Annotated in this window: 23 protein-coding genes and 1 pseudogene; 13 read left to right on the top strand and 11 right to left on the bottom strand. The window is 56.4% G+C overall.

The genetic code is table 11. The annotated features are described in order from the left end of the window. Positions 1-172 precede the first annotated feature (172 nt). From EDF75_RS01255 to EDF75_RS01245, 3 genes are read left to right on the top strand one after another with little or no spacing between them, the layout of a single operon-like run. Positions 173-835, top strand: a complete 663-nt coding sequence (locus EDF75_RS01255) for a hypothetical protein (RefSeq protein WP_133596557.1) — start codon at positions 173-175, stop codon at positions 833-835. A gap of 60 nt (positions 836-895) precedes the next feature. Next, entirely contained in the window at positions 896-2098 is a 1203-nt protein-coding gene (locus tag EDF75_RS01250; protein WP_463671420.1) for a phosphoadenosine phosphosulfate reductase, read from the top strand. After that, complete coding sequence (locus EDF75_RS01245) at positions 2098-2724, top strand: IbrB-like domain-containing protein (RefSeq protein ID WP_133596553.1); 627 nt, start codon at positions 2098-2100, stop codon at positions 2722-2724. The genes EDF75_RS01250 and EDF75_RS01245 overlap by 1 nt, the downstream gene beginning before the upstream one ends. Positions 2725-2743: 19 nt before the next feature. On the opposite strand, the pseudogene EDF75_RS01240 reads toward EDF75_RS01245, so the two are convergent. The 3 genes and pseudogenes from EDF75_RS01240 to EDF75_RS01230 all read right to left on the bottom strand — a co-directional run. Beyond that, a pseudogene (locus EDF75_RS01240) lies at positions 2744-2863 on the bottom strand (competence protein ComA); the annotation flags it as partial. Between the two features lie 13 nt (positions 2864-2876). After that, complete coding sequence (locus EDF75_RS01235) at positions 2877-3323, bottom strand: DUF421 domain-containing protein (RefSeq protein WP_041144412.1); 447 nt, start codon at positions 3321-3323, stop codon at positions 2877-2879. 9 nt (positions 3324-3332) lie between these two features. Next, complete coding sequence (locus EDF75_RS01230; RefSeq protein ID WP_133596551.1) at positions 3333-3836, bottom strand: hypothetical protein; 504 nt, start codon at positions 3834-3836, stop codon at positions 3333-3335. 383 nt (positions 3837-4219) lie between these two features. On the opposite strand from EDF75_RS01230, the gene EDF75_RS01225 reads away from it, so the two are divergent. Next, positions 4220-4570: a DUF1304 domain-containing protein gene (locus EDF75_RS01225; RefSeq protein WP_133596549.1), complete on the top strand. Its 351-nt coding sequence runs from the start codon at positions 4220-4222 to the stop codon at positions 4568-4570. A gap of 367 nt (positions 4571-4937) precedes the next feature. Here the strand turns inward: EDF75_RS01225 and EDF75_RS01215 are convergent, their stop codons facing one another. The 4 genes from EDF75_RS01215 to EDF75_RS01200 all read right to left on the bottom strand — a co-directional run bounded on the left by EDF75_RS01215 (position 4938) and on the right by EDF75_RS01200 (position 8823). Continuing rightward, positions 4938-5717: a MipA/OmpV family protein gene (locus EDF75_RS01215; protein ID WP_133596545.1), complete on the bottom strand. Its 780-nt coding sequence runs from the start codon at positions 5715-5717 to the stop codon at positions 4938-4940. A 90-nt stretch (positions 5718-5807) separates the two neighbouring features. After that, entirely contained in the window at positions 5808-7052 is a 1245-nt protein-coding gene (locus EDF75_RS01210; RefSeq protein ID WP_159235951.1) for a sensor histidine kinase, read from the bottom strand. 20 nt (positions 7053-7072) lie between these two features. Then, positions 7073-7774: a response regulator gene (locus EDF75_RS01205; RefSeq protein WP_181955380.1), complete on the bottom strand. Its 702-nt coding sequence runs from the start codon at positions 7772-7774 to the stop codon at positions 7073-7075. Positions 7775-7986: 212 nt separating this feature from the next. Further along, a complete protein-coding gene (locus tag EDF75_RS01200) occupies positions 7987-8823 on the bottom strand; it encodes an alpha/beta fold hydrolase (RefSeq protein WP_133597961.1) in 837 nt (278 codons plus the stop codon). A gap of 253 nt (positions 8824-9076) precedes the next feature. Here EDF75_RS01200 and EDF75_RS01195 point away from each other — a divergent pair, with 253 nt between their 5' ends. The 7 genes from EDF75_RS01195 to EDF75_RS01165 all read left to right on the top strand — a co-directional run bounded on the left by EDF75_RS01195 (position 9077) and on the right by EDF75_RS01165 (position 15038). Then, positions 9077-10066, top strand: a complete 990-nt coding sequence (locus EDF75_RS01195) for a GlxA family transcriptional regulator (protein WP_123706851.1) — start codon at positions 9077-9079, stop codon at positions 10064-10066. 171 nt (positions 10067-10237) lie between these two features. Next, on the top strand, positions 10238-11089 hold the full coding sequence (locus EDF75_RS01190; RefSeq protein ID WP_133596541.1) for a MurR/RpiR family transcriptional regulator: 852 nt from the start codon (positions 10238-10240) through the stop codon (positions 11087-11089). A gap of 275 nt (positions 11090-11364) precedes the next feature. Continuing rightward, positions 11365-11796, top strand: coding sequence for a PTS sugar transporter subunit IIA (locus tag EDF75_RS01185; protein WP_045854309.1), 432 nt, complete (start codon positions 11365-11367; stop codon positions 11794-11796). Between the two features lie 10 nt (positions 11797-11806). Then, positions 11807-12280, top strand: coding sequence for a PTS sugar transporter subunit IIB (locus tag EDF75_RS01180; RefSeq protein WP_133596539.1), 474 nt, complete (start codon positions 11807-11809; stop codon positions 12278-12280). Positions 12281-12321: 41 nt separating this feature from the next. Further along, the gene (locus tag EDF75_RS01175) at positions 12322-13116 is read left to right on the top strand and encodes a PTS mannose/fructose/sorbose/N-acetylgalactosamine transporter subunit IIC (protein ID WP_133596537.1); all 795 of its coding nucleotides are present in this window, start codon (positions 12322-12324) and stop codon (positions 13114-13116) included. After that, complete coding sequence (locus EDF75_RS01170) at positions 13113-13970, top strand: PTS system mannose/fructose/sorbose family transporter subunit IID (protein WP_133596535.1); 858 nt, start codon at positions 13113-13115, stop codon at positions 13968-13970. Before EDF75_RS01175 ends, EDF75_RS01170 begins: the two co-directional genes overlap by 4 nt. Before the next feature lie 9 nt (positions 13971-13979). Then, the gene (locus EDF75_RS01165) at positions 13980-15038 is read left to right on the top strand and encodes a tyrosine-protein phosphatase (protein ID WP_133596533.1); all 1059 of its coding nucleotides are present in this window, start codon (positions 13980-13982) and stop codon (positions 15036-15038) included. A 37-nt stretch (positions 15039-15075) separates the two neighbouring features. Here the strand turns inward: EDF75_RS01165 and EDF75_RS01160 are convergent, their stop codons facing one another. The 4 genes from EDF75_RS01160 to EDF75_RS01145 are packed head-to-tail and all read right to left on the bottom strand — an operon-like array spanning position 15076 to position 19661. Beyond that, positions 15076-16542 carry an ABC transporter permease gene (locus EDF75_RS01160; RefSeq protein ID WP_133596531.1) on the bottom strand — a complete coding sequence of 489 codons (1467 nt, stop codon included), beginning with the start codon at positions 16540-16542 and terminating at the stop codon, positions 15076-15078. After that, positions 16539-17288 (bottom strand): ATP-binding cassette domain-containing protein, encoded by a 750-nt coding sequence (locus tag EDF75_RS01155; RefSeq protein WP_159278954.1) that lies wholly within the window; start codon positions 17286-17288, stop codon positions 16539-16541. Before EDF75_RS01155 ends, EDF75_RS01160 begins: the two co-directional genes overlap by 4 nt. 59 nt (positions 17289-17347) lie before the next feature. Then, positions 17348-18301, bottom strand: coding sequence for a glycine betaine ABC transporter substrate-binding protein (locus EDF75_RS01150; RefSeq protein ID WP_133596529.1), 954 nt, complete (start codon positions 18299-18301; stop codon positions 17348-17350). Between the two features lie 7 nt (positions 18302-18308). Further along, the gene (locus tag EDF75_RS01145) at positions 18309-19661 is read right to left on the bottom strand and encodes an NtaA/DmoA family FMN-dependent monooxygenase (protein ID WP_133596527.1); all 1353 of its coding nucleotides are present in this window, start codon (positions 19659-19661) and stop codon (positions 18309-18311) included. Between the two features lie 605 nt (positions 19662-20266). On the opposite strand from EDF75_RS01145, the gene EDF75_RS01140 reads away from it, so the two are divergent. Both EDF75_RS01140 and EDF75_RS01135 read left to right on the top strand, forming a co-directional pair. Then, positions 20267-20848 (top strand): DUF308 domain-containing protein, encoded by a 582-nt coding sequence (locus EDF75_RS01140; RefSeq protein ID WP_133596526.1) that lies wholly within the window; start codon positions 20267-20269, stop codon positions 20846-20848. A 161-nt stretch (positions 20849-21009) separates the two neighbouring features. Beyond that, on the top strand, positions 21010-21618 hold the full coding sequence (locus EDF75_RS01135; RefSeq protein WP_133596524.1) for a nucleotidyltransferase domain-containing protein: 609 nt from the start codon (positions 21010-21012) through the stop codon (positions 21616-21618). Positions 21619-21637: the final 19 nt, after the last annotated feature.

The raw sequence follows: 21637 nt of genomic DNA, 5'->3' as shown, positions 1-21637 counted from the left end.
AAAGAAAAATAAGAAATAAAAAGATCTGAGATTCAGTAATTAAAATAACAATTTCCCTTACTAAAGATTACTTAAGATAAATTAACTACCCAAAACAATATCACCCGCCTTATGATTTTTCCCCATGAGTTCAGACGCTCTCAGTGAACAATTAAAATTGCAGGCATTCCCTATGCATGAACAAATAAGCGCATCCGGTCAACAGAGTAAGATAATTAAACCCGATACGGAACACTACGCTTACTTAGATCTTGAGCTATTGTTGAAAAACTATAGCGGCGGCAGCCTTACGGATATCCCACCGGCAACGGCGATCTCTGCATATTCCTATATGGCGAACCAGTACCTCAGCGACGGCCTTGAGACGCTAAAAGAGTCGATACGACCCAGCGGCGCCGGGGATCTCTTTGTTCTTGAAGAAAGCTACTTCCCTAATATCCGTGCTCTTCTCACGGTTATTCAGGTGCTGATTATTCGCGGTAACGCATCGATATTAATTATCAGCGACCGCAAAATAAAAGACGGCATGGCCGATTTCTTTATCTCTAAGCAGGCCGGATTACGTGAGTGGCGTAGAAAGCTCAAGGGCAATAACGCCGCCAGCATCGGTAAGTTGCTGAGATATTATGGCGAACTGCGCAGCGGCGGCCTCTTAACAAAAAGAGAGTATGACGTTATGCGCGCCGCATATACTTCACCGTCCCGCGGCGGCGTCGAACGGATGCTCTCCATGAGCAATAAGCAGGTCTCCCATTACTATCTGAGAATAAAAGACAAGCTCGGCGTAAATAATAAAATCGCGATGCTCAACTATATCGGCTGGCTATTCCCTTAGCCAGCGTGGGGCCTGCCCCCTTTAACCTACGTTTAATAACCAGGAGGGCTGGTGAAGAAGATAAATCTCGACATAGATGTTCTTGATGCGGCGCTGCTTCGCCTCGACTGGGTGTTTGAATCATTTGAGCAGGTTTGTTTATCTTTCTCTGGGGGCAAGGACTCAACCGTCCTGTTTCACCTGGCGGCAACCGTTGCGCGCAAGAAGCGCAAAAAGTTCGTGGTCCTGTTTATCGACTGGGAGGCGCAGTATTTATTAACCATTGAGCATGTCGCAAAAATGCGGGCCCTCTATCAGGACGTCATCAGCCACTTTTACTGGATTGCCCTGCCGCTGACCACGGTAAGCGGCGTATCGCAGCACCAGCCGGAGTGGATCTGCTGGGAGCCCGGCGTCGAATGGGTGCGCCAGCCGCCGGCGGGGGCAGTCACCCGCGCCGCCGACCTCCCCTTCTATCACTATCCGATGACCTTTGAATCCTTTGTGCCGGCGTTCATTCAGTGGCTGGCCGCCGGGCGCAGCCTGGCCTCGCTGATCGGCATTCGCACCGACGAGTCGCTACACCGCTATATGGCGCTGACATCGCAGACAAAATCGCGTTTTGCTGATGACAAACCCTGGACGACGGCGCTGCCGGGAGGCGAAAGCTATACCTGCTACCCTCTGTACGACTGGCGTACTCGGGATATCTGGATCTTCAACGCCAAATCGAAGCTCCCCTATAACCCGCTGTATGACCTGATGTACCGTGCCGGCGTGACGCTGAAAAACATGCGCGTGTGCGAACCCTTTGGCCCGGAGCAGCGCCGCGGGTTATGGCTTTACCACACGCTCGAACCGGACACCTGGGAGAAAATGTGTCGCCGGGTGTGCGGCGCGCACGGCGCGGCGAAATATGCTAACGAAAGCGGCGATTATTTTGCCCTCAGAACGCAGATGCGCAAGCCGGAGCAGCATACCTGGCGCAGCTACGCGCTGTTCCTGCTCGACAGTATGCCGGATACAACCGCAGAGCATTACCGCAACAAGATAGCCATCTATCTGCACTGGTATCAGACGCGCGGCTTTCCGCAGGATATTCCTGATGCCCAGGAGAAGGACCTTGGCTTTCGCGATATTCCCTCCTGGCGCCGGATCTGCAAAACGATCCTCAAGAATGATTACTGGTGTCGGACGCTGTCATTCAGCCCGACCAAATCCCAGCATTACGAACGTTACTGCAACAATATCAATAATAAACGAAAGACATGGGGGACTCTGTAATGTCGAAGGATATCAGCAAGGTCGTGGCCGAATACCTTGAATCTTTCTCAGATATGAAAAGTAAGATTGACGCCATAAACCAGCTCAAGACGCTTATCCACCGGCACAGCCCCTTCCGCGACGAGCCCGTAGATTGCGTATTATGGGTTGATGCCGAATCGGTCACGGCGAATGACTATAACCCCAATAGCATGAGCGCAACGGAAAAAAAACTGCTGGAACGCTCGGTTGAAATGGATGGCTTCACCCAGCCGGTGGTGGTCGCTCGCCAGCAGGAGCAGTATCTGGTTGTCGATGGCTTTCATCGGCATCTGATAAGCGCGGCCAACCCGCAGATTCACCAGAGGCTGCATGGTCATCTGCCGGTTACGCTGATCAACGCATCGCGTCAGGGGAAGAAGGAGCGCATCGCCGCCACCATTCGCCACAACCGCGCCCGGGGCAAGCACCAGATCGCCGCCATGTCGGATATCGTTCGCGATCTTTACCGCCTGGGCTGGGACGATCGGCGCATCGGCCAGGAGCTGGGAATGGACAGCGATGAGGTATTACGCCTGAAGCAGATTAGCGGGCTGGCGGAGATCTTTATCAACGATAGCTTCAGCCAGGCCTGGACGGTTGAATAGCCCGGCGGCCGGAGTCGCCTGCGCGCAGAGCGTTACCGCCGGTGCAGGACTCGGCGGTGGTCAGGAGCAATCCTCGCCGGGTCAGCGCCCCGGCCACCCGAGCCGTCAGCTGTGAGGTGGCGTTGCCAGAATCCGGCATGATGATGCGCTCCTTACTCTTCTGCCGGGATAACCGATATATGGCCGTTGCGCTCCAGAATGGCATATTTTATTTTGCGAAATTCCGTGATGCCTTGATTTTGACGCGCGGCGACCAGGATGTCGTCGCAGGAGACATCGACCTTTTTCAGGTTATCGGTTAACGGTACCCCGTCGGCCACCAGCACCACGGGGGAGCCATCGAGCGCGGACTCCGCGCCGGAAATATACTTTTTCATTAGCCCAAACAGGATATCGACCACCACCAGCGTAATAATCGTCAGCATCGCCCCGGTAACCGAAAAATCGTTGCCGAGCAGGGCCTGCTGCGTCGCCTCGCTGATAATCAGCAGCAGGATCAGGTCGAAGCTGGTCATTTGCAGCAGCGCCCGGCGGCCGGCAATTTTAAATACCACCAACAGGATTAAATAAATGGCTAACGCCCGGAAGACCATCTCCATAGCAACCCCCTAAGGATAAATAAACTGCCAAAAGCGGATTTCAGGCTCGGCGTTCACCTGGATAGAATTCTCCGACCTTCCCGGCTTCGCCGGCGTGACGTATAGCCAGATGGTGAAGTCGCCTTTATTTTTCACGTTGTTGTAGATCAGATACAGCGTCTTTCCCTGGCTGTACATCCCATCCGGCTGCGGCCAGATGCTGCCAGGCTCATAGCTTTCATTAAAATCGCCGCCGAGGCTGAAGACATATTTATCGCCACGGTGCGGGTGCGCCGTGATTTTGAGGCGAAACTCTTTCTGCAGCCGGCCAAAATACTCGTAGTCGAGCTTTACCGTCCCCGGCGGATTGGTTTTTTCAGCCTCGCTGAAATAGCCGACAGAAAATCCGCCGGCCAGCGCCACGCAGATAATAGCCAGCAGAATAACCAGGCCGACGTTCCTCGAAGCGGCCTCGAAATTCAGCAGGCGCTGACTCTCTTTAATCCCGGGCAACTTCACCTTATTCTCCACCATTCATCACCCCACCGCTTCGCCCACAGACTATAAACTATATATTTTACAATTAGATACTGCTTTAAGGCTCATATTCTTTGCCTGATTAAGCAATAGCAAGCGCGCTTAAGATGTCAAGCCGATCGCCGCGGGAAGGCAATGCGAGGTTATTGGCGTTGGCGCTATTGTGTTCGCTTTTAGTCGCGACGCACTGGCTGCATTCGCGGAGGGATATGCCGGGACGCCGCTTCGTTCAGAGCCTTTAAAATAGCCGCGCTATTTAATATGTCATATTTAAGGTATAAAACGCGTTCCGCCGCCGCTGCCCAGATACACAGCGAGCGGCGGCGTAAAAGAGTTTTAACTATAATCACCCTGCTCCCACATTTTCAGCGAGGCCCGCCGTGTTAGCCAATCTCCTTATCGCCCTGGTGGCCGCCATCCACCTCTACATACTGATCCTCGAGATGTTTCTATGGGATACCAAAACTGGTCACAAAGCCTTTAACCTGAGCGCTGATTTTGCGCGCGACACCCGGGTGCTGGCCGCGAACCAGGGGCTGTACAACGGTTTTTTAGCCGCGGGCCTGCTGTGGGGGCTTTGGGCGGGAGAGAGCGGGTTTCAGCTTAAAGTCTTTTTCCTGTCCTGCGTTGTGCTTGCCGGAATATACGGCTCGATCACCGCAAGCAGGAAAATACTCTACGTTCAGGCTTTGCCCGCCATCGCGGCGCTGGCGGCCCTGTTTATCGGCTGACGGCGGATAAAATAAGCCGGCGCTTCCGGCCTGCTGCAAATTGCGCTAAGTTGCTTAATAATCAGCCGCTCCTTAATTACGGCCGGCTTTTCTTACTCTTCGCGGAGGTCATCCTGAACACGTTCAGTATTATTGCCATACCTTTTTTCACCCTTGCCGTTGTTCTCTTAACCCTGGGTGCGACCAGGAAGAACCGGGCGTGCGTTATCGTTGGCGGCGTGCTGATGTCCTCCGCCGTTGTCAACGCGGTGATTGGAATGTCGCTTTAGCAGGACGCCGGAAAAACGCCCTGACCAGCGGCTAAAACGAGCGCGCCGTCCGGCATTTGATGCGCGATCTCCCGCCTGAGCGAAAAGGTCCGCGCTTATCAAAACCGCCAGGCGACAAACAGGACGCCGTTAACCTGCCCTGACTTTTGCGTAACGGGGCTGTCGGCGGCGTCGTTTTGCAGACGCTGCGCGCTGACTCGGGCGCCGATCAGCCATGCCGGCGTCACCGAATAGTCCATACCCAGCTGCCAGCCCACTTTCTCCAGCCCGGCCCCGCCGTCGTAGCGTGACAGGCCGCTGCGCGCCGACTGAGCGGCGGTGACGCCGTACTGCGTCTGCATATAATCGCCGTCCCCCCAGCTCAGGCTGGGGCCGGTATAAAAGCGCAGGCTCTCGAGCGGCCGCCACTGCAGGTGCGCCCAGGAGATGAGCCTCAAGCCCTGCCGATCCCCACCGATATCCTGGGTCAAAATCACGCCGCCGTTGAAGAGCGTATTTTCATAAACCGCCGAGCTAAAGGCGCGCGGCGAGACGCTAATATCGCCCAGCCCTCGGAGGTGTTCGTCATCGGACTCCTGGCGAGGAGAGAGATCCGCACCCACGCCGAGCGAAAAGGTCCAGCGATCGGTGCGGGCAAACTCCCACCCCAGCGCCGTAAGATCGTCCACTCCGCCGACAAAAAACGGTCCGTAAGCCAGCTTTATTGCGGGTACGAACGTCGTTTTGGACTCTTTGGCGCCGGAATACTTCGGCTTTACGCCCACGCCGCCGCCGATAAAGCCGGAGAATCCGTTTTCGGCGGGCTCGGCGACGGCGGAAAAGGCTGCCGCAGAGAGCAGACACAGGAGCGTAAAGGGTTTAGCCAGGGTGGATAGCATGCAGATGATCCTTACCGTTACAGGAAGCCGACAATGAGATTGGCTTATTCAAACAGGCTCCTGTAACCCCTCTTTTTACCTCAGGTAAAGTTATGTAACAGCGACTGGGATGCGTACCTGGAAACAGGCTCCGCCGCCGCGGCGGTTGCGGACCGCAAGGGTTCCCCGGTGGTATTCAGTGATTGAACGGACCAGCGCCAGGCCAAGACCGCAGCCGTTTCCGCTGCTGCTGAGCCGATAAAACGGCTCAAAGATACGTTCTATTTCCGCTTCAGGAATGCCGGGGCCGCGATCTTTCACCTCGAGGGTGAAGTACTCCCGGTCGGTAAGCTTCAGGACGACCGAAATATCATGACCCGCATAGCGCTGCGCATTTTCAATCAGGTTGCGCAGCAGGCGGCGTATTAACCGCGCGTCCACCTCGGCGAGCACGTGCTCGGCGCACAGCTCAATCTGCGCGCTGGCGCACTCCTCCGCCGCAATGGCGGTGATATCCGCCGGCCGGAAGTCGCCGGTAATCACGCCGGTCGCCTGAGTCAGGCGGCTCAGCGTCAAAATCTCCTCCACCAGCGCATCCAGCTCGCCGACGCTGCGCCGCAGCTCGCGGGAGGCGGGCGACTCCTTCTGCACTAACAGAGCCGCCGCCATTTGAATACGCATCAGCGGCGAACGCAGCTCGTGCGAGGCGTTGGCCAGCATGGTTTTTTGTGACTGAACCAGCTGCTCAATCTGCGCGGCGGCGCGGTTAAAACTGGCCGCGAGCTGTGCCACCTCATCGCGTCCGGTAACCTGCACGCGCGCGTCGAGGTTGCCTTTGCCGAGCGACTCGACGCTCTGCTGTAACGACTCCAGGCGGGCGGTCAGGCGGCGGATCACCGGAAACGACACCAGCACCACGCTGGCCGCCATGCCCAGCAGCAGCAGGATAAACAGCCACGGGCGCTTTTGCCGGTCGCTGCTGAGCTGAATGACCAGCACGCGCTTATCCTTGAGCTGCCAGACAAAACGCGTGCCGTACCAGTCATCAAACAATCCTCCCGACGCCACGCGCAGCGGAAAAGAGAGCGGAGGTGCCAGCGGGCGGCTAAGCGGAGAGCCGTCGGCGGCGTACAGGGAGAAGCGGGTATGGGTACGCTGGATCCAGCTATCAATGGCCAGAGACTGCGCGGCGCGCGGCGCGGAGGCCGGGGGAAGGTTTTGCTCTACCAGCTCGGAAAAGGTAGCGAACGCCTTTAGATGACGGTTGTTATCGTTGTTCCACAGCCACAGCGCGATAGTGCAGGTCACCACCAGCGCCAGGGCGCAGCTAAAGGCGAAAAAAATCTGCAGATGCATGGGAAAGCAGGCGAGCCGCTTCATGGGTGGGGCAAGGCGGAGAAGACGTAGCCGACGCCGCGCACGGTAATAATGCGCTGCGGTACCTGCGGATCGTCCTCGATGGCCTGACGAATGCGCCCGATATGGACATCGATGGCGCGATCGAAGCTGTCGTAACTTTCGCCGCGCACCGACTGCCAGATCTGTTCGCGGTTAAGCACCCGGCCCGCATTGCGCGCCAGCGCGACCAGCAGGTCAAACTGTAGGGAGGTCAGGCTACAGCGCCGCTGGTTAAGCGTGACGCTGCGCGCCGCGGTATCAATCTCCAGCGCGCCGGAGCGAATAACGCCGTCGCCGCCCGACGCCGCACCGGGCCTCATGCGCCGCAGCACCGCGCGCATGCGCGCCAGCAGCTCGCGCGGCTCAAAGGGTTTTGCCAGATAGTCGTCGGCCCCCACTTCGAGTCCGATAATCCGATCCGCCGGATCTCCTCGCCCCGTCACCATAATAATCGCCGGGTCGTGCCGGAGCTGGGTGCGAATTTGCCGACACAGCGCCAGGCCATCGGCGTCGCCCAGCATCAGGTCCAGCAGCACGACGTCAAAGGCGCGCTGCTTCAGCTTATTCTCCGCGTCCTGTGCGCTGGCGCTGTGTACCACGCTAAATTCGTACTGGGTAAGGTAGGGCATCAGCATACCGGCCAGCCGGCTATCATCCTCAATCAACAAAACGGACGTCATCTTTATCTTCCACACCAAAAGCATTGCGCCAATGAATTAAAGACAGCGTTAGCTATCAGTTAGTTTCAGGCTGCAGCGCGGCTGCCGCTAATTACTTTTCCCGGGGCGCCTTTATCTCCCTTTCGCATGTGCTACCCGGCGGCTATGCTTGCCCGCTCACGGCCTAAAACCGGACCCGCCGCGGTAGGCGGGTCCGGCGCATAACGTCAGTCTCAGGATTTAACGAACGCCAGCAGGTCCGGGTTAATGACCTCAGGGTGGGTGGCAAACATCCCGTGCGACAGTCCCGGGTAGATTTTCAACGTCCCGTGCTTCAGCAGCTTGATTGATTTGCGCGCGGCGTCATCGACAGGCACCACCTGATCGTCTTCGCCGTGCATTACCAGTACCGGTACATCAATCGCCAGTAAATCCTGCGTAAAGTCGGTTTCAGAGAACGCTTTGATACAGTCATATTGCGCTTTGGCGCCGCCTGCCATGCCCTGACGCCACCAGTTATCGATCAGGCCCTGGCTGATTTTGGCCCCCGGGCGGTTAAAGCCGTAGAACGGACCCGACGGCACGTCAATGAAGAATTGCGCGCGATTAGCGGCGAGCGCGGAGCGGAAGCTATCAAACAGGGATAGCGGGAGCCCTTCCGGGTTAGCGGCCGTTTTTAGCATAATCGGCGGGACCGCCCCCATCAGCACCGCCTTCGCCACGCGGCCTTTTTCGGCCCTGGCGACATAGCGCGCCACTTCTCCGCCGCCGGTAGAGTGGCCGATATGGATGGCATTGTTAAGATCCAGCGCACCGGCAAGTTCAGCGACGTCGGCGGCATAGGTATCCATCTCGTTGCCGGTATCGGTCTGGTCGGAACGCCCGTGGCCGCGACGGTCGTGGGCAATCACCCGATACCCCTGCGATAAAAAGAACAGCATCTGATTATCCCAGTCGTCGGCGCTTAACGGCCAGCCGTGGTGGAAAACGACGGGCTGCGCGTTTTTAGGGCCCCAGTCTTTATAGAAAATTCGGGTACCGTCTTTGGTGGTAATAATGCCGTTGCTCATAGAAATATCTCCTGTCTGTGATGAGAGTGAGGTCATACCCCGGGCGAAGGGCGAAAGTGACAGCCCGATACCGGCAGACAACGTGCCGCTGAGGATCAGCAGACGCCGTCGTGAAATCTCAAACCGTTCGTCTGGCATAGCTGCTCCTTTATCGTTCAGGTCATCGCTGTTGTTGTCCGATGGGGCTATTGTTATGCAATACGTCGGGAGATAGAATTGTCAAAAATGACACTATAAAAGGCAAAAATGACAAATGAAGCCTTCTGTTGAAAAGAGCATCGTGGCGGAAGTGGGCCTGCTGATATATCCCGAATGCCAGCTGGCTGCGGTGTATGGATTGACGGATATGTTCAGGATTGCGGCGGACTGGGCGGTGAGTATCTCCGGCGAGGAGCGCGTTCGCGCGATCCGGGTGTCGCACTGGCAGGTCATGCCCGACGGCGATACGGTGGCGTGCGTCTGGGACAGCCATCCGGATGAGCCGCATCGCCTGAGCCATGTGATAGCCCCGCCCAGCCTGGTCATGCCCGCGCAGATGAAGCCTATGGCGGCCCCTGCCGCCTGGATGAGCGCCCTGTATCATGACGGCGTAACGCTCTGTTCGGTTTGTGCCGGAGCGTTCGTGCTGGCGGAGACCGGGCTTATCGATCATCGTCGCGCAACGACGCACTGGGCGTTTGCTCAGGCCCTGTCGGAGCGTTTCCCGGAGATTGACGTCGCGGCGGAAAATATGGTTATCGACGACGGCGATATTATCACCGCCGGCGGTATTTTTGCCTGGACGGATCTGGGCCTGACGCTGATAGAGAAGCTGCTGGGAAACGGTACCATGCTGGCGACGGCGCGTTTTTTACTTATCGATCCTCCCCGCCGCAAGCAAAACACCTATTCGGCATTTATTCCGCATTTCGACCACGGCGACCTCGTCATTCTGCGCGTCCAGCACCACCTCCATGCGACATATTCTGAACAGCAGAGCATCGATGAAATGGCGGCGCTGGCGGGAATGACCCCGCGGACATTTCTGCGCCGCTTTCAGAAAGCGACGGGCGTGCGGCCAACGGAGTACCTGCAGCAGGTTCGCATCATGAAGGCGCGGGATGCCCTTGAGTTAACCGGGCGTTCGGCCGACCGTATTGCCTGGGAAGTGGGATATACCGATCCCTCAGCCTTCCGCAAAATTTTTCGCAAAATCACCGGCGTAACGCCGGGCCAGTACCGGCAGCGTTTTGGCCTGGAATAAAGCGGCTTGCCGCTGCCCCGGCTTAATTTTAATTAGCTGACAAAGCCGCCAGACATATTATTTAATTGCCGCCGGATAAGAAATTAAGCAGCAATGTTTATAACTTGATGTTTTCTTTTTTCAATTGTATGATTATCGTAATAATATTCTTAATATGATGAAGGCTGTTAAATGTTCGACGTAAAAATCCGTGAAGTTAGTCACGAACTATCTGCCAAAGAACGGAATGTCGCCAATTACATCATTGAAAACAAACAGTCATTGAAAAGTATGAGTATTCAGATGCTTGCTAAGGTAAATGGCGTAAGCACCACCACTATTTTACGCTTATGCCACAAGCTAGGTTATCAGGGGTTCAGCGATCTTAAAATTGATTTGATGACCTCATCCAGCGCGGTAACCAATAATAAATTCCTCCAGGAAGATATTTGCCTCGATGATTCAGTTGAGGCTGTCAATGCTAAAATCCTGCAAATAGAGAAATCATCAATCGATGAGACGCACGCGCTTGCTAATGCCGGCACGCTTCTTGAAGCCAATGAGCTGATCAGGAAAAGCCATAAAATTGTTATTTATGGTGCCGGCAGCAGCGGCCTTGTGGGAAAAGAGCTTGAATACCAGCTAATCAAAATTAAAAAAGATGTCAGCTGTCATCTGGACTACAGTATTCAGTTTAGTATTGTTAATACCCTGGATGAAAACGATCTGCTGATTATTATCTCGCATTCTGGTGAAAACCAGGAAGGCGTCATGCTCCTGACCCTGGCGCAGCAGCTCGGCGTGCCCTCCATTGCCATTACTAAAATGGGGCAAAGCCGTATTTCCACCCTTGCCGATATCGTCCTGCACACGGTTTCTACGGAAAGCGTTTCACGCCTGATACCCATCCGCTCCAAAATGTCGCAGCTGGCGGTGATTAACATGCTGGTGACCAATCTTTTCGTCCAGCAATATGACGAGCGCCTGCTCAAACAAATCCAGATGCGCGCCGAGCGTTTTTATCGTCAAAATCATAAGCCCTGAAGCGGCCGCCGCGAAGCCGATCGCCTTCCGCGGCTGAGATTCCCCCCCAACGCCGTCGGTGTTCCGCCGCTCCCCACGCCTTAAGCTCGCCTTTATTCCTCGCTACCCGGCCGAAAAACGGCTTCTGAAAGCTCAAGCTGACTCATTGCCAAAGAGCGATCGTTATCACATATCGGTCAAAATAGTGTTTCATGGTATTTCCTTAAGCCAAAAGTAATAGTATTACTATAATTAAATTAAATCGTAGTAATAATGTCACAAAAAAAAGGAAAGCTATGTCAGCCGAACTTCCCGTCATCTTGATAAGCCACGGCCCCTTTGCCCAGGGAGCCCTCACCTGCGCGGAGATGCTCATTGGTAAGCAAAGTCATGTTTTGGTTATTTCCATCGAGGAAGAGAGCAATATCAACGACGTGCGCGCGCGGCTGGCCGAGGCCTATCGTGCGCTAAATAAAGAAAATGGCGTTCTCATTCTGGTTGATATGCTGGGCGGATCGCCCTGTAATTTAGCCAGCGAGCTGGTATTAACCTATGATGACGTTGTTTTATTCTGCGGGTTTAACATTCCAACGCTGCTTGAAGTCTTTAACAACCGCGACCAGCCGCTGCCTGCGGTTAGCAAACTTATTGCTGAAGTATTTCCGCAAAGCTGTTTCAACGTCGGGGATATTTTAAACGAAGAACGGCAGCAAGCCGCCGATCTCTAAGGGGAATATCATGCCAGTTAATGTTGCAAGAATAGACGACCGCCTTATCCACGGCCAGGTCATTACAACCTGGGTAAAAAATCATGATATCGAGCAGGTGCTGATTATTAACGATAAGGTCGCAGGCGATAAAGTTCAGCAGTCCGTGCTGACCATGTCCGCGCCACCTGAGCTGAAGGTCCTCGTTTTTGGAGTACAAAAATTCATTGATGTTCTGAAAAAAACGGAAATAAAGAAACGCACTATGTTGCTATTCACCAATAGTATTGACGTGAATATTCTGGTGGAAAACGGTTTGAAAATTACCACCCTGAACGTCGGCGGTATGCGGATGCAGGAAGGGCGTAAAAGCCTGACCCGCGCGGTTGCCGTTACGCCGGAAGAAGAGGCGGCGTTTAAATCCCTTATCGCCAAAGATATTACCGTAGAAGTGCAAATGGTGCCTAAAGACCCCGTTATTGAGCTTCACACGTTACTTAAATAAGTACCCGGAACATTTATTTTATAATAAATGAGGAATAGCAAATGTTAATTGAAGCTCTTTTAGTCGCTATCTGGGCAGGTATTTGCTCAATGGATGATGTGGGTCCGCAGATGCTTCGCCGGCCTCTGTTAACCGGCACCGTTGCCGGTATTATCATGGGCGATACGGTCCAGGGACTGGCGATCGGCGCCACGCTTGAGCTGATGTGGATGGGTATCGGGAACGTTGGCGCCTACTCCGCCCCTGATATTATTGCAGGCTCTATTATCGGCGTCGCTTTGGGGATTGCCTCCAAAGGGGGGATTGCCGCAGGGATTGCGCTTGCGGTCCCGGTCTCTATTTTATGCCAGCAGCTGCTTATCGTATGGCGCTCTTTCGCCAGCTTTCTTAACCTCTGGGCAGAAAAATCGATCCATGATGGCGACTACCGAGGGCTGGTTAAAGTTCATTACTTTTCCACGCCGCTGTGGTTTTTAATTCGCGCCGTACCCTGTTTTCTGGCGATCTACTTCGGCGGCGATCTGGTGAGCAAAATTTTAGCGGCGATCCCTGAAAACGTTTTGACCGGTATGGGCGTGGCATCAAAAATGATCCCGGCCGTCGGCGTATGTATCCTGCTATTGATGTTATTAAAAGGCAGAATGTGGTTTTTCTTCCTGCTCGGTTTCATCCTGACAACGTATTTGAAACTGCCGATTATTCCTATCACCTTTATTGCCCTGGCGTTTGCCGTTTTGTATGACATGGCCTACACCAACGGAATTAACAACGCTAACAATACGACGCCGGACGAAAAAAACTCCGCCGCGACATCTGAAGAAGAGTACGATTTATGAATACCGAAAATACCTGTCCAGACGTTAGTGAAGAAGACCTTCCCTGCGAACGTAAACTCAATAAAAAAGATCTGAATCGTATTTTTTGGAATCTGCAAACAATGTCATTTTCATATAACTATGAAAAATTGCAAACTATCGGCTTTGCACACTGCATGATCCCGGTTCTTGATAAACTCTATGCCCAAGCCGATAAAGAAACGCGAATCAAGGCGATGCAGCGCCATTTCGAGTTTTTTAACTCGCAAATAAATACCGGGGCTCTTATTTTAGGGGTCACCGCCGCGCTGGAAGAAAAGACCACCGAAGAAGAAAAGGATGCTGTGGTTTCCGTTAAGGCCGGATTGATGGGACCGCTTGCGGGTTTAGGTGACAGCCTGCTCAAGTTTACCTGGCTACCCATCTGCGGAAGTATTGGCGCGGCCTTTGCTCTGCAGGGTAATCTCATTGGCCCAATCCTGATGTTTCTTTTATTTAATATCGTCAACATTGGCACCAAATATTTCTTTATCCACTATGGCTATAACAAGGGCGTCGACTTAATCGAACAGTCGAAAAACTCAAATATTATTCAGAGAATTACTAATATCGCCAACGTTGTCGGGGTTATGGTGCTCGGTTCTTTAATCGCCACGACGGTCAAAATATCGACACCGCTGGTTATTGCGGTAGGTGAACAGTCCATCAAAGTGCAGGAGATGTTTGATAAAGTTACGCCTAATTTATTAACCCTGCTTTTCTCCTTAGGCGTGTTCTTCCTCGTCAAAAGGCTGCGCGGGAAATATACCGTATCACTCATTATTTCGATGATGGTGCTTGGCGTTATATGTTCAACTTTCGGTATTTTAGCTTAAGGATAAAAAATGAGTTTATGTCAGATCCCGTCAGTATGCAGAAATAATAAAAATTATCTCACGCTTTCTTTTACCGCTCCCGCGGAAAACGTAGCGCTGTACTGGACCAAAGATAATGATGTCAAAACAAAAGAGCGCTACCTTATTACTCAACATGCCGTCAGCCCGTATGAACTGGAGGACCCTTTACAAGCCGAGCAGCGGATCTATTTTATTCTGGAGCACAGCGGCCAGCCAGTACTTTTCGCCGAACGAACGCTGCCGGTTTCTGGATTAAATAACTTTCGGGATTTTGGTGGTTATCCCGCAGCCGAGGGGAAAACCGTAAAATGGGGCATGCTATTTCGCTCCAACCATTTGTACAACCTCGATCGGCAGGCATTGGCCTACATCCAACGCCTTAACATTCAGTCAATCATCGATTACCGAAGTGAAAATGAAATCGCCAAAAGCCCGAACGACCACGTCGGTGAAAAGAGAACCTACCATTTAAACGCAACGGCACAAACGGCGGAGCTGGCGGCACAGTTCTCTGCCGAACCCAGTAATGAAGATCGAGCTTTAATCGAAAGCGTGATACGGGACATTCCCGCAGAATTAATTAATGGTCGAGGCGAACAGGTTTTAGAGCAATATCGTAACTTTGTGACCAGCGAAAAATCGAAGCGTGCATTTAAGCACATGATCGATGTGCTGCTCGATCCCCATAACGCGCCCAATATCCAGCACTGTCGTGGGGGAAAAGACCGCACCGGTTATGGCGTTCTTCTGGCACTATCGATGCTCGGCGTATCCGAAGAGGATATTATCGCCGATTATATGGTCACGCAGGCTAATCGCATGGAGCGTAATGCTATCAAAATGGACGCCTACCGAAAAATAACCAATGATGAGGACGTCCTTGCCTATCTTCACACGTTAATCGATACGCGTGAATCCTTTATTATTGAAGTACTTAACACCATCAAAGCCCATTCAGGCAGCGTCGCTAACTATATCTGCAGCGAGCTGGGCTTTTCACAACAGGCCTTTGATCAGATGCGGCAGAACTATTTAACCGATGATTAACGGGCCCGCTATTTGTAAGCACGCCTGCGGCGCTGGCTCAGGATCGCCGCCGGAACTGCACCATCCGGTCAATCACGATCGCGCAGATCAGGATCGCCAGTCCCGCGAGTATACCTTTACCCTGGGCTGCGTACTGCAGCGCGGAAAGGACATCCTCACCTAAGCCTTTTGCGCCGATCAGCGCCGCAATGACCACCATCGACAGGCTCATCAGCACCGTCTGGCTGACGCCTGCGAGGATCGCCGGGCGGGCAATAGGCAAATCAACTTTAAATAGCATAAACCCCCGCCCGGCGCCAAAGGCCAGGGCCGCCTCCCGCACGGCGGGCGGAACGTTGGCAATACCAAAGGCCGTCTGGCGAATCACCGGGGCGATGCCGAAGATGATAGTGGCAATAATCCCGGCGGTCTTACCGATACCGAACAGGGCGATGATCGGGATCAGGTAGACGAAAGCGGGCGTGGTTTGCATAAAATCAAGGACCGGTCGGATAACGGACGCCACGCGCCGGCGATAGCCGCTCCAGATGCCGAGCGGGATGCCGACGGCGACGGCGATAAACGATGCCGTCCCCAGCAGCGCAACGGTTTGCATCGCTTTGGTCCAGTAGCCGAAAGCGAGGATATAGGCCAGCCCCACCCCGACGCCAAATGCCAGGCGCCAGCCGCCGCGCTGCGCGGCAAAGGCGAGAAGCACGATAAACACCACCGGCCACGGCGTGGCGATCAGCGCATATTCCAGGGCACCCAGCAGCGCATCGATGACCCCGGATATATGCTGCGCGGCGGGAGCAAGGGCGGCGGCCAGCGACCCCATCCCCTCGTCGATCCACTGCGATGCGTTCGACGCCAGCTCGGGTAACCCGGCGGGGTTGAAAATCTGAGCGGGGATCGCGCCGGCGTAGTTTAAGAGCGCCATCGGCACGATCGCCAGCCAAATCAGCGCCGCGAAGAGGGCGGCGCCGGTCGAACAGGTCATGCCGCTAAAATCCTCCGTCAGGCGCGCTCTGCGCAGCCGCCCCGCCATCAGCGGCACGGCGGCAAATCCTAAAATAACGCGCGCGCTCAGCAGCGCGGCCAGCCCACCGAGGATAAGGCCACGCCCTCCCCGCTCGGCCTCAAGCGCCGCGCGCGCATCGCTGGCGGCTCTGCTCAGCGACGCGGCGGAGCGCTCCAGGGATTGGGTCATCGCACTCTGCGGGTCCTGCCTGTGGGCCGCGGCGGCCTCCTGCGCCCGCTGGCTCGCGAGCTCGACCAGGGTGGTCACGCGCGCCTGCTGGTCGCGCGACAGGCCGTGGCTCAGCGCAAGCACGATCAGCGCCGCCCCGATCAGCTCGGCGCTTAAAAACAGCCAGAACAGTCCCCGAAAGCGGTGTGCGCCAAGCCAGAGGCTGCCGAACAGCGCCGCTTTGCGATGAAAAGGCGGCAGCCTGCGCGATTCATCCTGCAGTTGGCTAAACGCGCGCTGGTAAAACGGCGTCACGACATCCGTCTGGTGCATCATGTGGTCTCCTCTGCTCTCGCCATGCCAATGCGGATAAAGCGGGCGACATATTCATTGGCCGGACGGGCCAGAAGCTCCGCCGGCGTGGCCAGCTGCTCGAAGCGGCCCTGCCGCATAACGGCGATACGATCCGCGATGCGCAACGCTTCGGCGACATCATGGGTAATAAACAGCGTGGTTTTATTGAGATCGCGCGACAGGCTGCGAAACTCGGTCTGCAGGTCGTCGCGGATCAGCGGGTCCAGGGCGCTGAAGGGCTCATCCATCAGCAACACGTCCGGATCGGAGGCCAGCGCGCGCGCCAGCCCAACCCGCTGCTTCATCCCGCCGGAGAGCGTGTCGATCCCGCGCTGCCCCATCCCGGCAAGCCCCAGTCGTTCCAGAAGCGCTTCGGCGCGCGCTTCGCGCCGGGCGCGGGCAACCCCGAGGATTTCCAGCGGCAATGCCACGTTTTCCTGAATGCTCATATGTTCGATGAGAGCGTGGCTCTGGAACACCATCCCGATACGGCGGGCGCGCAGCTCGCGCAGCCTGGCGGGCGACAGCTCGGCAATCGCCTCCCCGGCGATGCGCACGCGGCCGATGCTGGGCGCGATCAGGTGGTTCACCATGCGCAGAAGCGTGGACTTGCCGCACCCGGAGAGGCCTAAAATGCATAGCAATTCGCCGCGCTCGACGTGCATATCGATACCGCGCACCGCCGCCAGGCCGCCTGCGGGCAGGCGGGCGTCGGGGTCGCGCCGCAACGCCGTGACGGCATGCTGCGGATCGCAACCGAATACCTTCCAGACATTTTCCAGCTGAATCATTTCGCGCTCAGCCAGTCAGCCACGCGCGCCTTATTCGCATCCAGCCAGCCGCGCGCCGCCTGCTCCGGCGTCTTCCCTTCGACGGCGATCGCATAGGCCAGGGCGCTGACGTCCTGGGTGTCGAAATGGACCGCTTCAACGATTTTCACCCCATCAGGGTTCGTTTGGGCAAAGTGATTGCTGTAGGCGATGTGGATCGCCGCATCGCCATAGCCGGTGCTGATGCGTGATTTCGTTAACCAGTCCGGGTCCGACTGATCCGCAACCTGCCAGGTCGTCGGCGTATGCTTAGGCTCCTGCAGATTGGTGAGCTTGTAGCGGACGTAGTTCTGATGCGGCGCATAGCAGTAGCCGATCCAGGCGCCGCCCGTTTTCGCGGCGTTATCCAGCGCCGCCGTCGCCACCGCCTCATCGGAACGGGTCAGGTCGAAGAACGGCGCGAAGCCGTAGGTTCGGGCGCGGATCTCTTCATAATTGGTGGACAGCCAGCCCGCCGCGCCCAGCCAGATCTGCCCGCGATCCGACCCCTTCGGTGCAAAAACTTTTGCTTTGTCAGGGTCGGTCAGATCGTAGACGGAATGAATGTTGTGCGCCTCGGCGGTCGCCGTCAGGGTGCAGTAACCCTGGGTTCCGGCATAGGCGTTTTTCGCCAGAGTGACGTTCTTGCCGGCCCCGGCGTATTTCGCCACCAGCGCGTCCTGGTTCGGTAGCCAGACGTCTGTCCAGATATCGATCTCGCCGTTGTTGCGGTTCAGCCCTTCCCAGATAACCGGCACGGAAGAGACGGGCACAATTTTGGTCTCCGCCCCCGTCTGATCTTCGAGCAGCAGCTTGACGACATACGCCGTGCCCTGAGCGGTAGCATAGCCGGCATCCACAATGCTGACGGCGTGGGCTGCGGGTGTCGCCAGCAGAAGGGCGACAATCATTTTCTTCGCTAAAAATTTCATCTGGTTATCATCCTTCCGGGTCAATATTGTGTGTGAGATGAGGTTGCGGGACGGGCAGACGGAGCCTCTCGCGCAGCGTGCCGCTAAATTCCAGCGGCGTCAGCAGACCGCGCTCGCGAAGCAGGGGAACCACATCGGAAATAAAGAGGTCCAGCCCTTCCGGGAAGGTGGGAGGCAGCAGCATAAAGCCGTCCGCCCCGCCCGCTTCGTGCCAGCGGATCATCTCCGCCGCCACCTGCTGCGGGGTGCCGACGATCTGCAGGTGGCCGCGCGCGCCGGCAATGCGCCGCGCCAGCTGCAGCACGCTGAGGTTTTCGCGCTCCGCCAGCTCCCGCAGCAGCTGCTGGCGGCTGGCAATGGAATTGGACGCGGGCAGCGGTGGCAAAGGGCCGTTGGGATCGACATCCGTTAAATCAATATCGCCGAGATAGCTCCCCAGCAGCGCCAGCGCGACCTCTTCGGCGATCAGCCCCTGCAGCTGGTCAAACTTCGCCTGGGCCTCAGCCTCGGTTTTGCCAATCACCGGAAAAATGCCGGGCAGAATATACAGGTCGTCGCTGCTGCGGCCGGCCGCTTTACGGCGGGCGTGCAGATCCTGGCGATAGGCAACCGCCTCTTCCAGGGTGGGCGCCGCAACGAAAATCACTTCCGCATGGCGGGCCGCAAGATCCCGTCCCGCGGGCGACGCCCCGGCCTGCACCAGCACCGGCTGTCCCTGCGCCGAGGGCAAGACGTTCAGCCCGCCCAGCGCGCGGAACCAGCGCCCCTGAAAGCCGGGCTCACGCAGCGCATCGGCTTCAAAAAAAACGCCGCTTTGCTTATCGCGCGGAAAGTTCGTGACGTTCCAGGAACCCCACAGCGCCCGCACCGCCGCAATAAACTCCTCTGCGCGCGCGTAGCGTTTATCGTGGCGAAACTCCGTCGGGTTAAAATTCGTGGCCTCACTCGACAGGCCCGACGTCACGATATTCCAGCCCAGGCGTCCGCCGCTGATAAGATCGAGCGAAGCCAGCTGGCGCGCCAGGTTGTAGGGTTCATTGAAGGTGGTGCTGGCGGTGACGACGATGCCGATACGCTGCGTGGTGGCCGCAACCGCCGCGGCCAGCGTCAGCGCCTCGAAGCCGTGCGACCACTCATCCACCCGCCGCGTCGCCTCGAGGGGTCCGGCGGGAATGCCGAGGCGGTCCGCAATAAAGGTGATATCAAACCCCGCGGCCTCGGCGGCGCGCGCGCTGGCAATATAGCTATCGACGGAGATATTGGCCTTTGGATCCGTATCCGGATGGCGCCACGCGGCGACATGATGGCCGCTCGGGTACTGCAGCAGCGAAAGCACCAGCGGCTTTTTCACGCGATTCATAGAAGCGGGTTCCGATTGTTGGCGACCGTAGACGCGGCGGCCTGGGATAAACAATCAGCTAAACTTATTGGAATAAGAAACACCGCTCAAATACCATTTTGATATATTTTATACGCCATCGACAGGCAGCAGGCGCCTCGATTACGCTCCGGCGGTGAGCCGCATTTTTTCCCTTAACAGCGGCAATAAATAGCTGCAGCGGCCGCGACAGATACCGTCGGCTGGGATATACAATGCTTACAGGCGGGTCGGCATCACTTCGCATAAAACTCCTGCGGCCAGCTATTCGCTCACATCATATTCAGGGATCTGAATCATACCCATGCCAGATGCGCAGGCCGCAATATAGGCCCCGGGCTGTTTACCGTCAGGTGGCTGCTGACGGCGGCGCTGGAAAAACTCTTACGTTGACTACCTACCTACTAGTAGGTTAATGTTTGTTCATTGAGCAGGAACATCACGCGACGAACCGCTCATGCAGCTCGCCCCGGGCTGCTTTGCACTCAGGTTAGTCCCCGCGCGTAAGCGGCGGCGGTACCACCCGATATTCTACCTACTAATAGGTCGCCAGTGATTTTTATTACCTGACGGCCTGGAGAGCTGACATGCAAAACGCCCCTGCAACCCCGAATCGATTTCTGAACCAATGGCTCCAGACCTACTACTTTCTGCGAACTGGGGTCTCGATTGCCTGGATCGCCCTTGCCGTTTTCGTGGGCAAGCACAATCCCGCCGTGGGCGCGGCCCTGCTGATTCTGTATCCGGCCTGGGACGCGTTCGCGAACTATCTGGACGCCCGCAGAAGCGGTGGCCTTGGCGCGAATCCATCGCAAAAGTTTAACTTTGTGGTCAGCATCATTATCGCCCTCGCCGTCTGCGGAGCGCTTACCGTCGGTATGCCTACGACGATCGCGGTGTTCGCCGCCTGGGCTATCTTCTCCGGCCTGCTGCAGCTGGCGACGGCCGTGCGGCGCTGGAAAACGACGAGCGGCCAATGGCCGATGATCCTCAGCGGTGCCCAGTCCGCGCTCGCCGGCGTCTTCATGTTTCAGCAGGCGCATAGCGGCATGGCGCTGGACGTGACCACGGTCGCGCCCTATGCGGCCTTCGGCGCGTTCTACTTCCTCGTCTCCGCCATCTGGCTGACCGTCAAGAACGTTCGCCAGCGCGCCGCGCTCGCCGACTGAACGATCCTCCCCGCTGGACGGCGGCTCGCCGGAGACAAAGTGGAGCGATAAGCACGAGGACGACTTTTCCTGTGCTTATCTTCACCGCTGCGGTAGTGTTGCTGAGGCGTTAGCAGCGCCAAAGCCGACCGATAACAACCGCATAAATGGGAAGCGATAGCATGAACGATCGACAGATTGTGCCAGACGAGAATAGCTGGGACTCCTGGAGCCCTGCCGAGCTCTCCCGTCGGCTGAGCCGCGTATCGAGGCCGTGGTGCGTCGTGGGCGGCTGGGCGCTCGATCTGTGGCACGGGAAGAAGACGCGCGAGCATGAGGATATCGAGTTCACGATCCTGCGCAAGGATCTGCCCCTTTTTCGCCGCGAGCTGCGCGATATGGAGTTTTACACCGTCAGCGACGGCGTGCTTGAGCGGCTGGCGGCCGACCGGCAACCGGAGGCCGAGATTTCCCAGATCTGGTGCTTCGACCGCCCCGCTGACCGCTGGCGGGCGGATATGATGATTGAGCCGGGAACGGATGAGCGCTGGGCCTATAAGCGCGATCCGCAGCTCACGCGACCGCGCAGCGAAATGGTCGCGCTGGCCGCGGGCGGCATTCCTTACCTCAGCCCCTCAGCCGTGCTGCTGTTCAAGGCAAAGCACCGCCGGCCGAAGGACGAGGAGGATTTCGCCCGGACCATACCGGGGTTACTCCCGTCCGAGCGCTTATGGCTGCGGGAGTGTCTCGAGCGCCTGCACCCGAACCATCCGTGGGCAGACATGCTGTAACGGCCAGGATAGCGCCCGT

Origin of the sequence: Klebsiella sp. BIGb0149 (assembly GCF_004362605.1) — a bacterium.
GTDB lineage: Bacteria > Pseudomonadota > Gammaproteobacteria > Enterobacterales > Enterobacteriaceae > Klebsiella > Klebsiella terrigena.
The sequence above is the reverse complement of the archived record's forward strand: the minus strand, read 5'-3'. Positions and strand labels throughout refer to the sequence as shown.

Excerpts from the sequence above, each read along its gene's own strand:
- EDF75_RS01255 (WP_133596557.1), top strand. The coding sequence starts at position 173 with ATGCATGAACAAATAAGCGCATCCGGTCAACAGAGTAAGATAATTAAA.
- EDF75_RS01245 (WP_133596553.1), top strand. The coding sequence starts at position 2,098 with ATGTCGAAGGATATCAGCAAGGTCGTGGCCGAATACCTTGAATCTTTC.
- EDF75_RS01235 (WP_041144412.1), bottom strand. The coding sequence starts at position 3,323 with ATGGAGATGGTCTTCCGGGCGTTAGCCATTTATTTAATCCTGTTGGTG.
- EDF75_RS01230 (WP_133596551.1), bottom strand. The coding sequence starts at position 3,836 with ATGGTGGAGAATAAGGTGAAGTTGCCCGGGATTAAAGAGAGTCAGCGC.
- EDF75_RS01215 (WP_133596545.1), bottom strand. The coding sequence starts at position 5,717 with ATGCTATCCACCCTGGCTAAACCCTTTACGCTCCTGTGTCTGCTCTCT.
- EDF75_RS01210 (WP_159235951.1), bottom strand. The coding sequence starts at position 7,052 with ATGCATCTGCAGATTTTTTTCGCCTTTAGCTGCGCCCTGGCGCTGGTG.
- EDF75_RS01205 (WP_181955380.1), bottom strand. The coding sequence starts at position 7,774 with ATGACGTCCGTTTTGTTGATTGAGGATGATAGCCGGCTGGCCGGTATG.
- EDF75_RS01200 (WP_133597961.1), bottom strand. The coding sequence starts at position 8,823 with ATGAGCAACGGCATTATTACCACCAAAGACGGTACCCGAATTTTCTAT.
- EDF75_RS01195 (WP_123706851.1), top strand. The coding sequence starts at position 9,077 with ATGAAGCCTTCTGTTGAAAAGAGCATCGTGGCGGAAGTGGGCCTGCTG.
- EDF75_RS01190 (WP_133596541.1), top strand. The coding sequence starts at position 10,238 with ATGTTCGACGTAAAAATCCGTGAAGTTAGTCACGAACTATCTGCCAAA.
- EDF75_RS01185 (WP_045854309.1), top strand. The coding sequence starts at position 11,365 with ATGTCAGCCGAACTTCCCGTCATCTTGATAAGCCACGGCCCCTTTGCC.
- EDF75_RS01180 (WP_133596539.1), top strand. The coding sequence starts at position 11,807 with ATGCCAGTTAATGTTGCAAGAATAGACGACCGCCTTATCCACGGCCAG.
- EDF75_RS01175 (WP_133596537.1), top strand. The coding sequence starts at position 12,322 with ATGTTAATTGAAGCTCTTTTAGTCGCTATCTGGGCAGGTATTTGCTCA.
- EDF75_RS01170 (WP_133596535.1), top strand. The coding sequence starts at position 13,113 with ATGAATACCGAAAATACCTGTCCAGACGTTAGTGAAGAAGACCTTCCC.
- EDF75_RS01165 (WP_133596533.1), top strand. The coding sequence starts at position 13,980 with ATGAGTTTATGTCAGATCCCGTCAGTATGCAGAAATAATAAAAATTAT.
- EDF75_RS01160 (WP_133596531.1), bottom strand. The coding sequence starts at position 16,542 with ATGATGCACCAGACGGATGTCGTGACGCCGTTTTACCAGCGCGCGTTT.
- EDF75_RS01150 (WP_133596529.1), bottom strand. The coding sequence starts at position 18,301 with ATGAAATTTTTAGCGAAGAAAATGATTGTCGCCCTTCTGCTGGCGACA.
- EDF75_RS01145 (WP_133596527.1), bottom strand. The coding sequence starts at position 19,661 with ATGAATCGCGTGAAAAAGCCGCTGGTGCTTTCGCTGCTGCAGTACCCG.
- EDF75_RS01140 (WP_133596526.1), top strand. The coding sequence starts at position 20,267 with ATGCAAAACGCCCCTGCAACCCCGAATCGATTTCTGAACCAATGGCTC.
- EDF75_RS01135 (WP_133596524.1), top strand. The coding sequence starts at position 21,010 with ATGAACGATCGACAGATTGTGCCAGACGAGAATAGCTGGGACTCCTGG.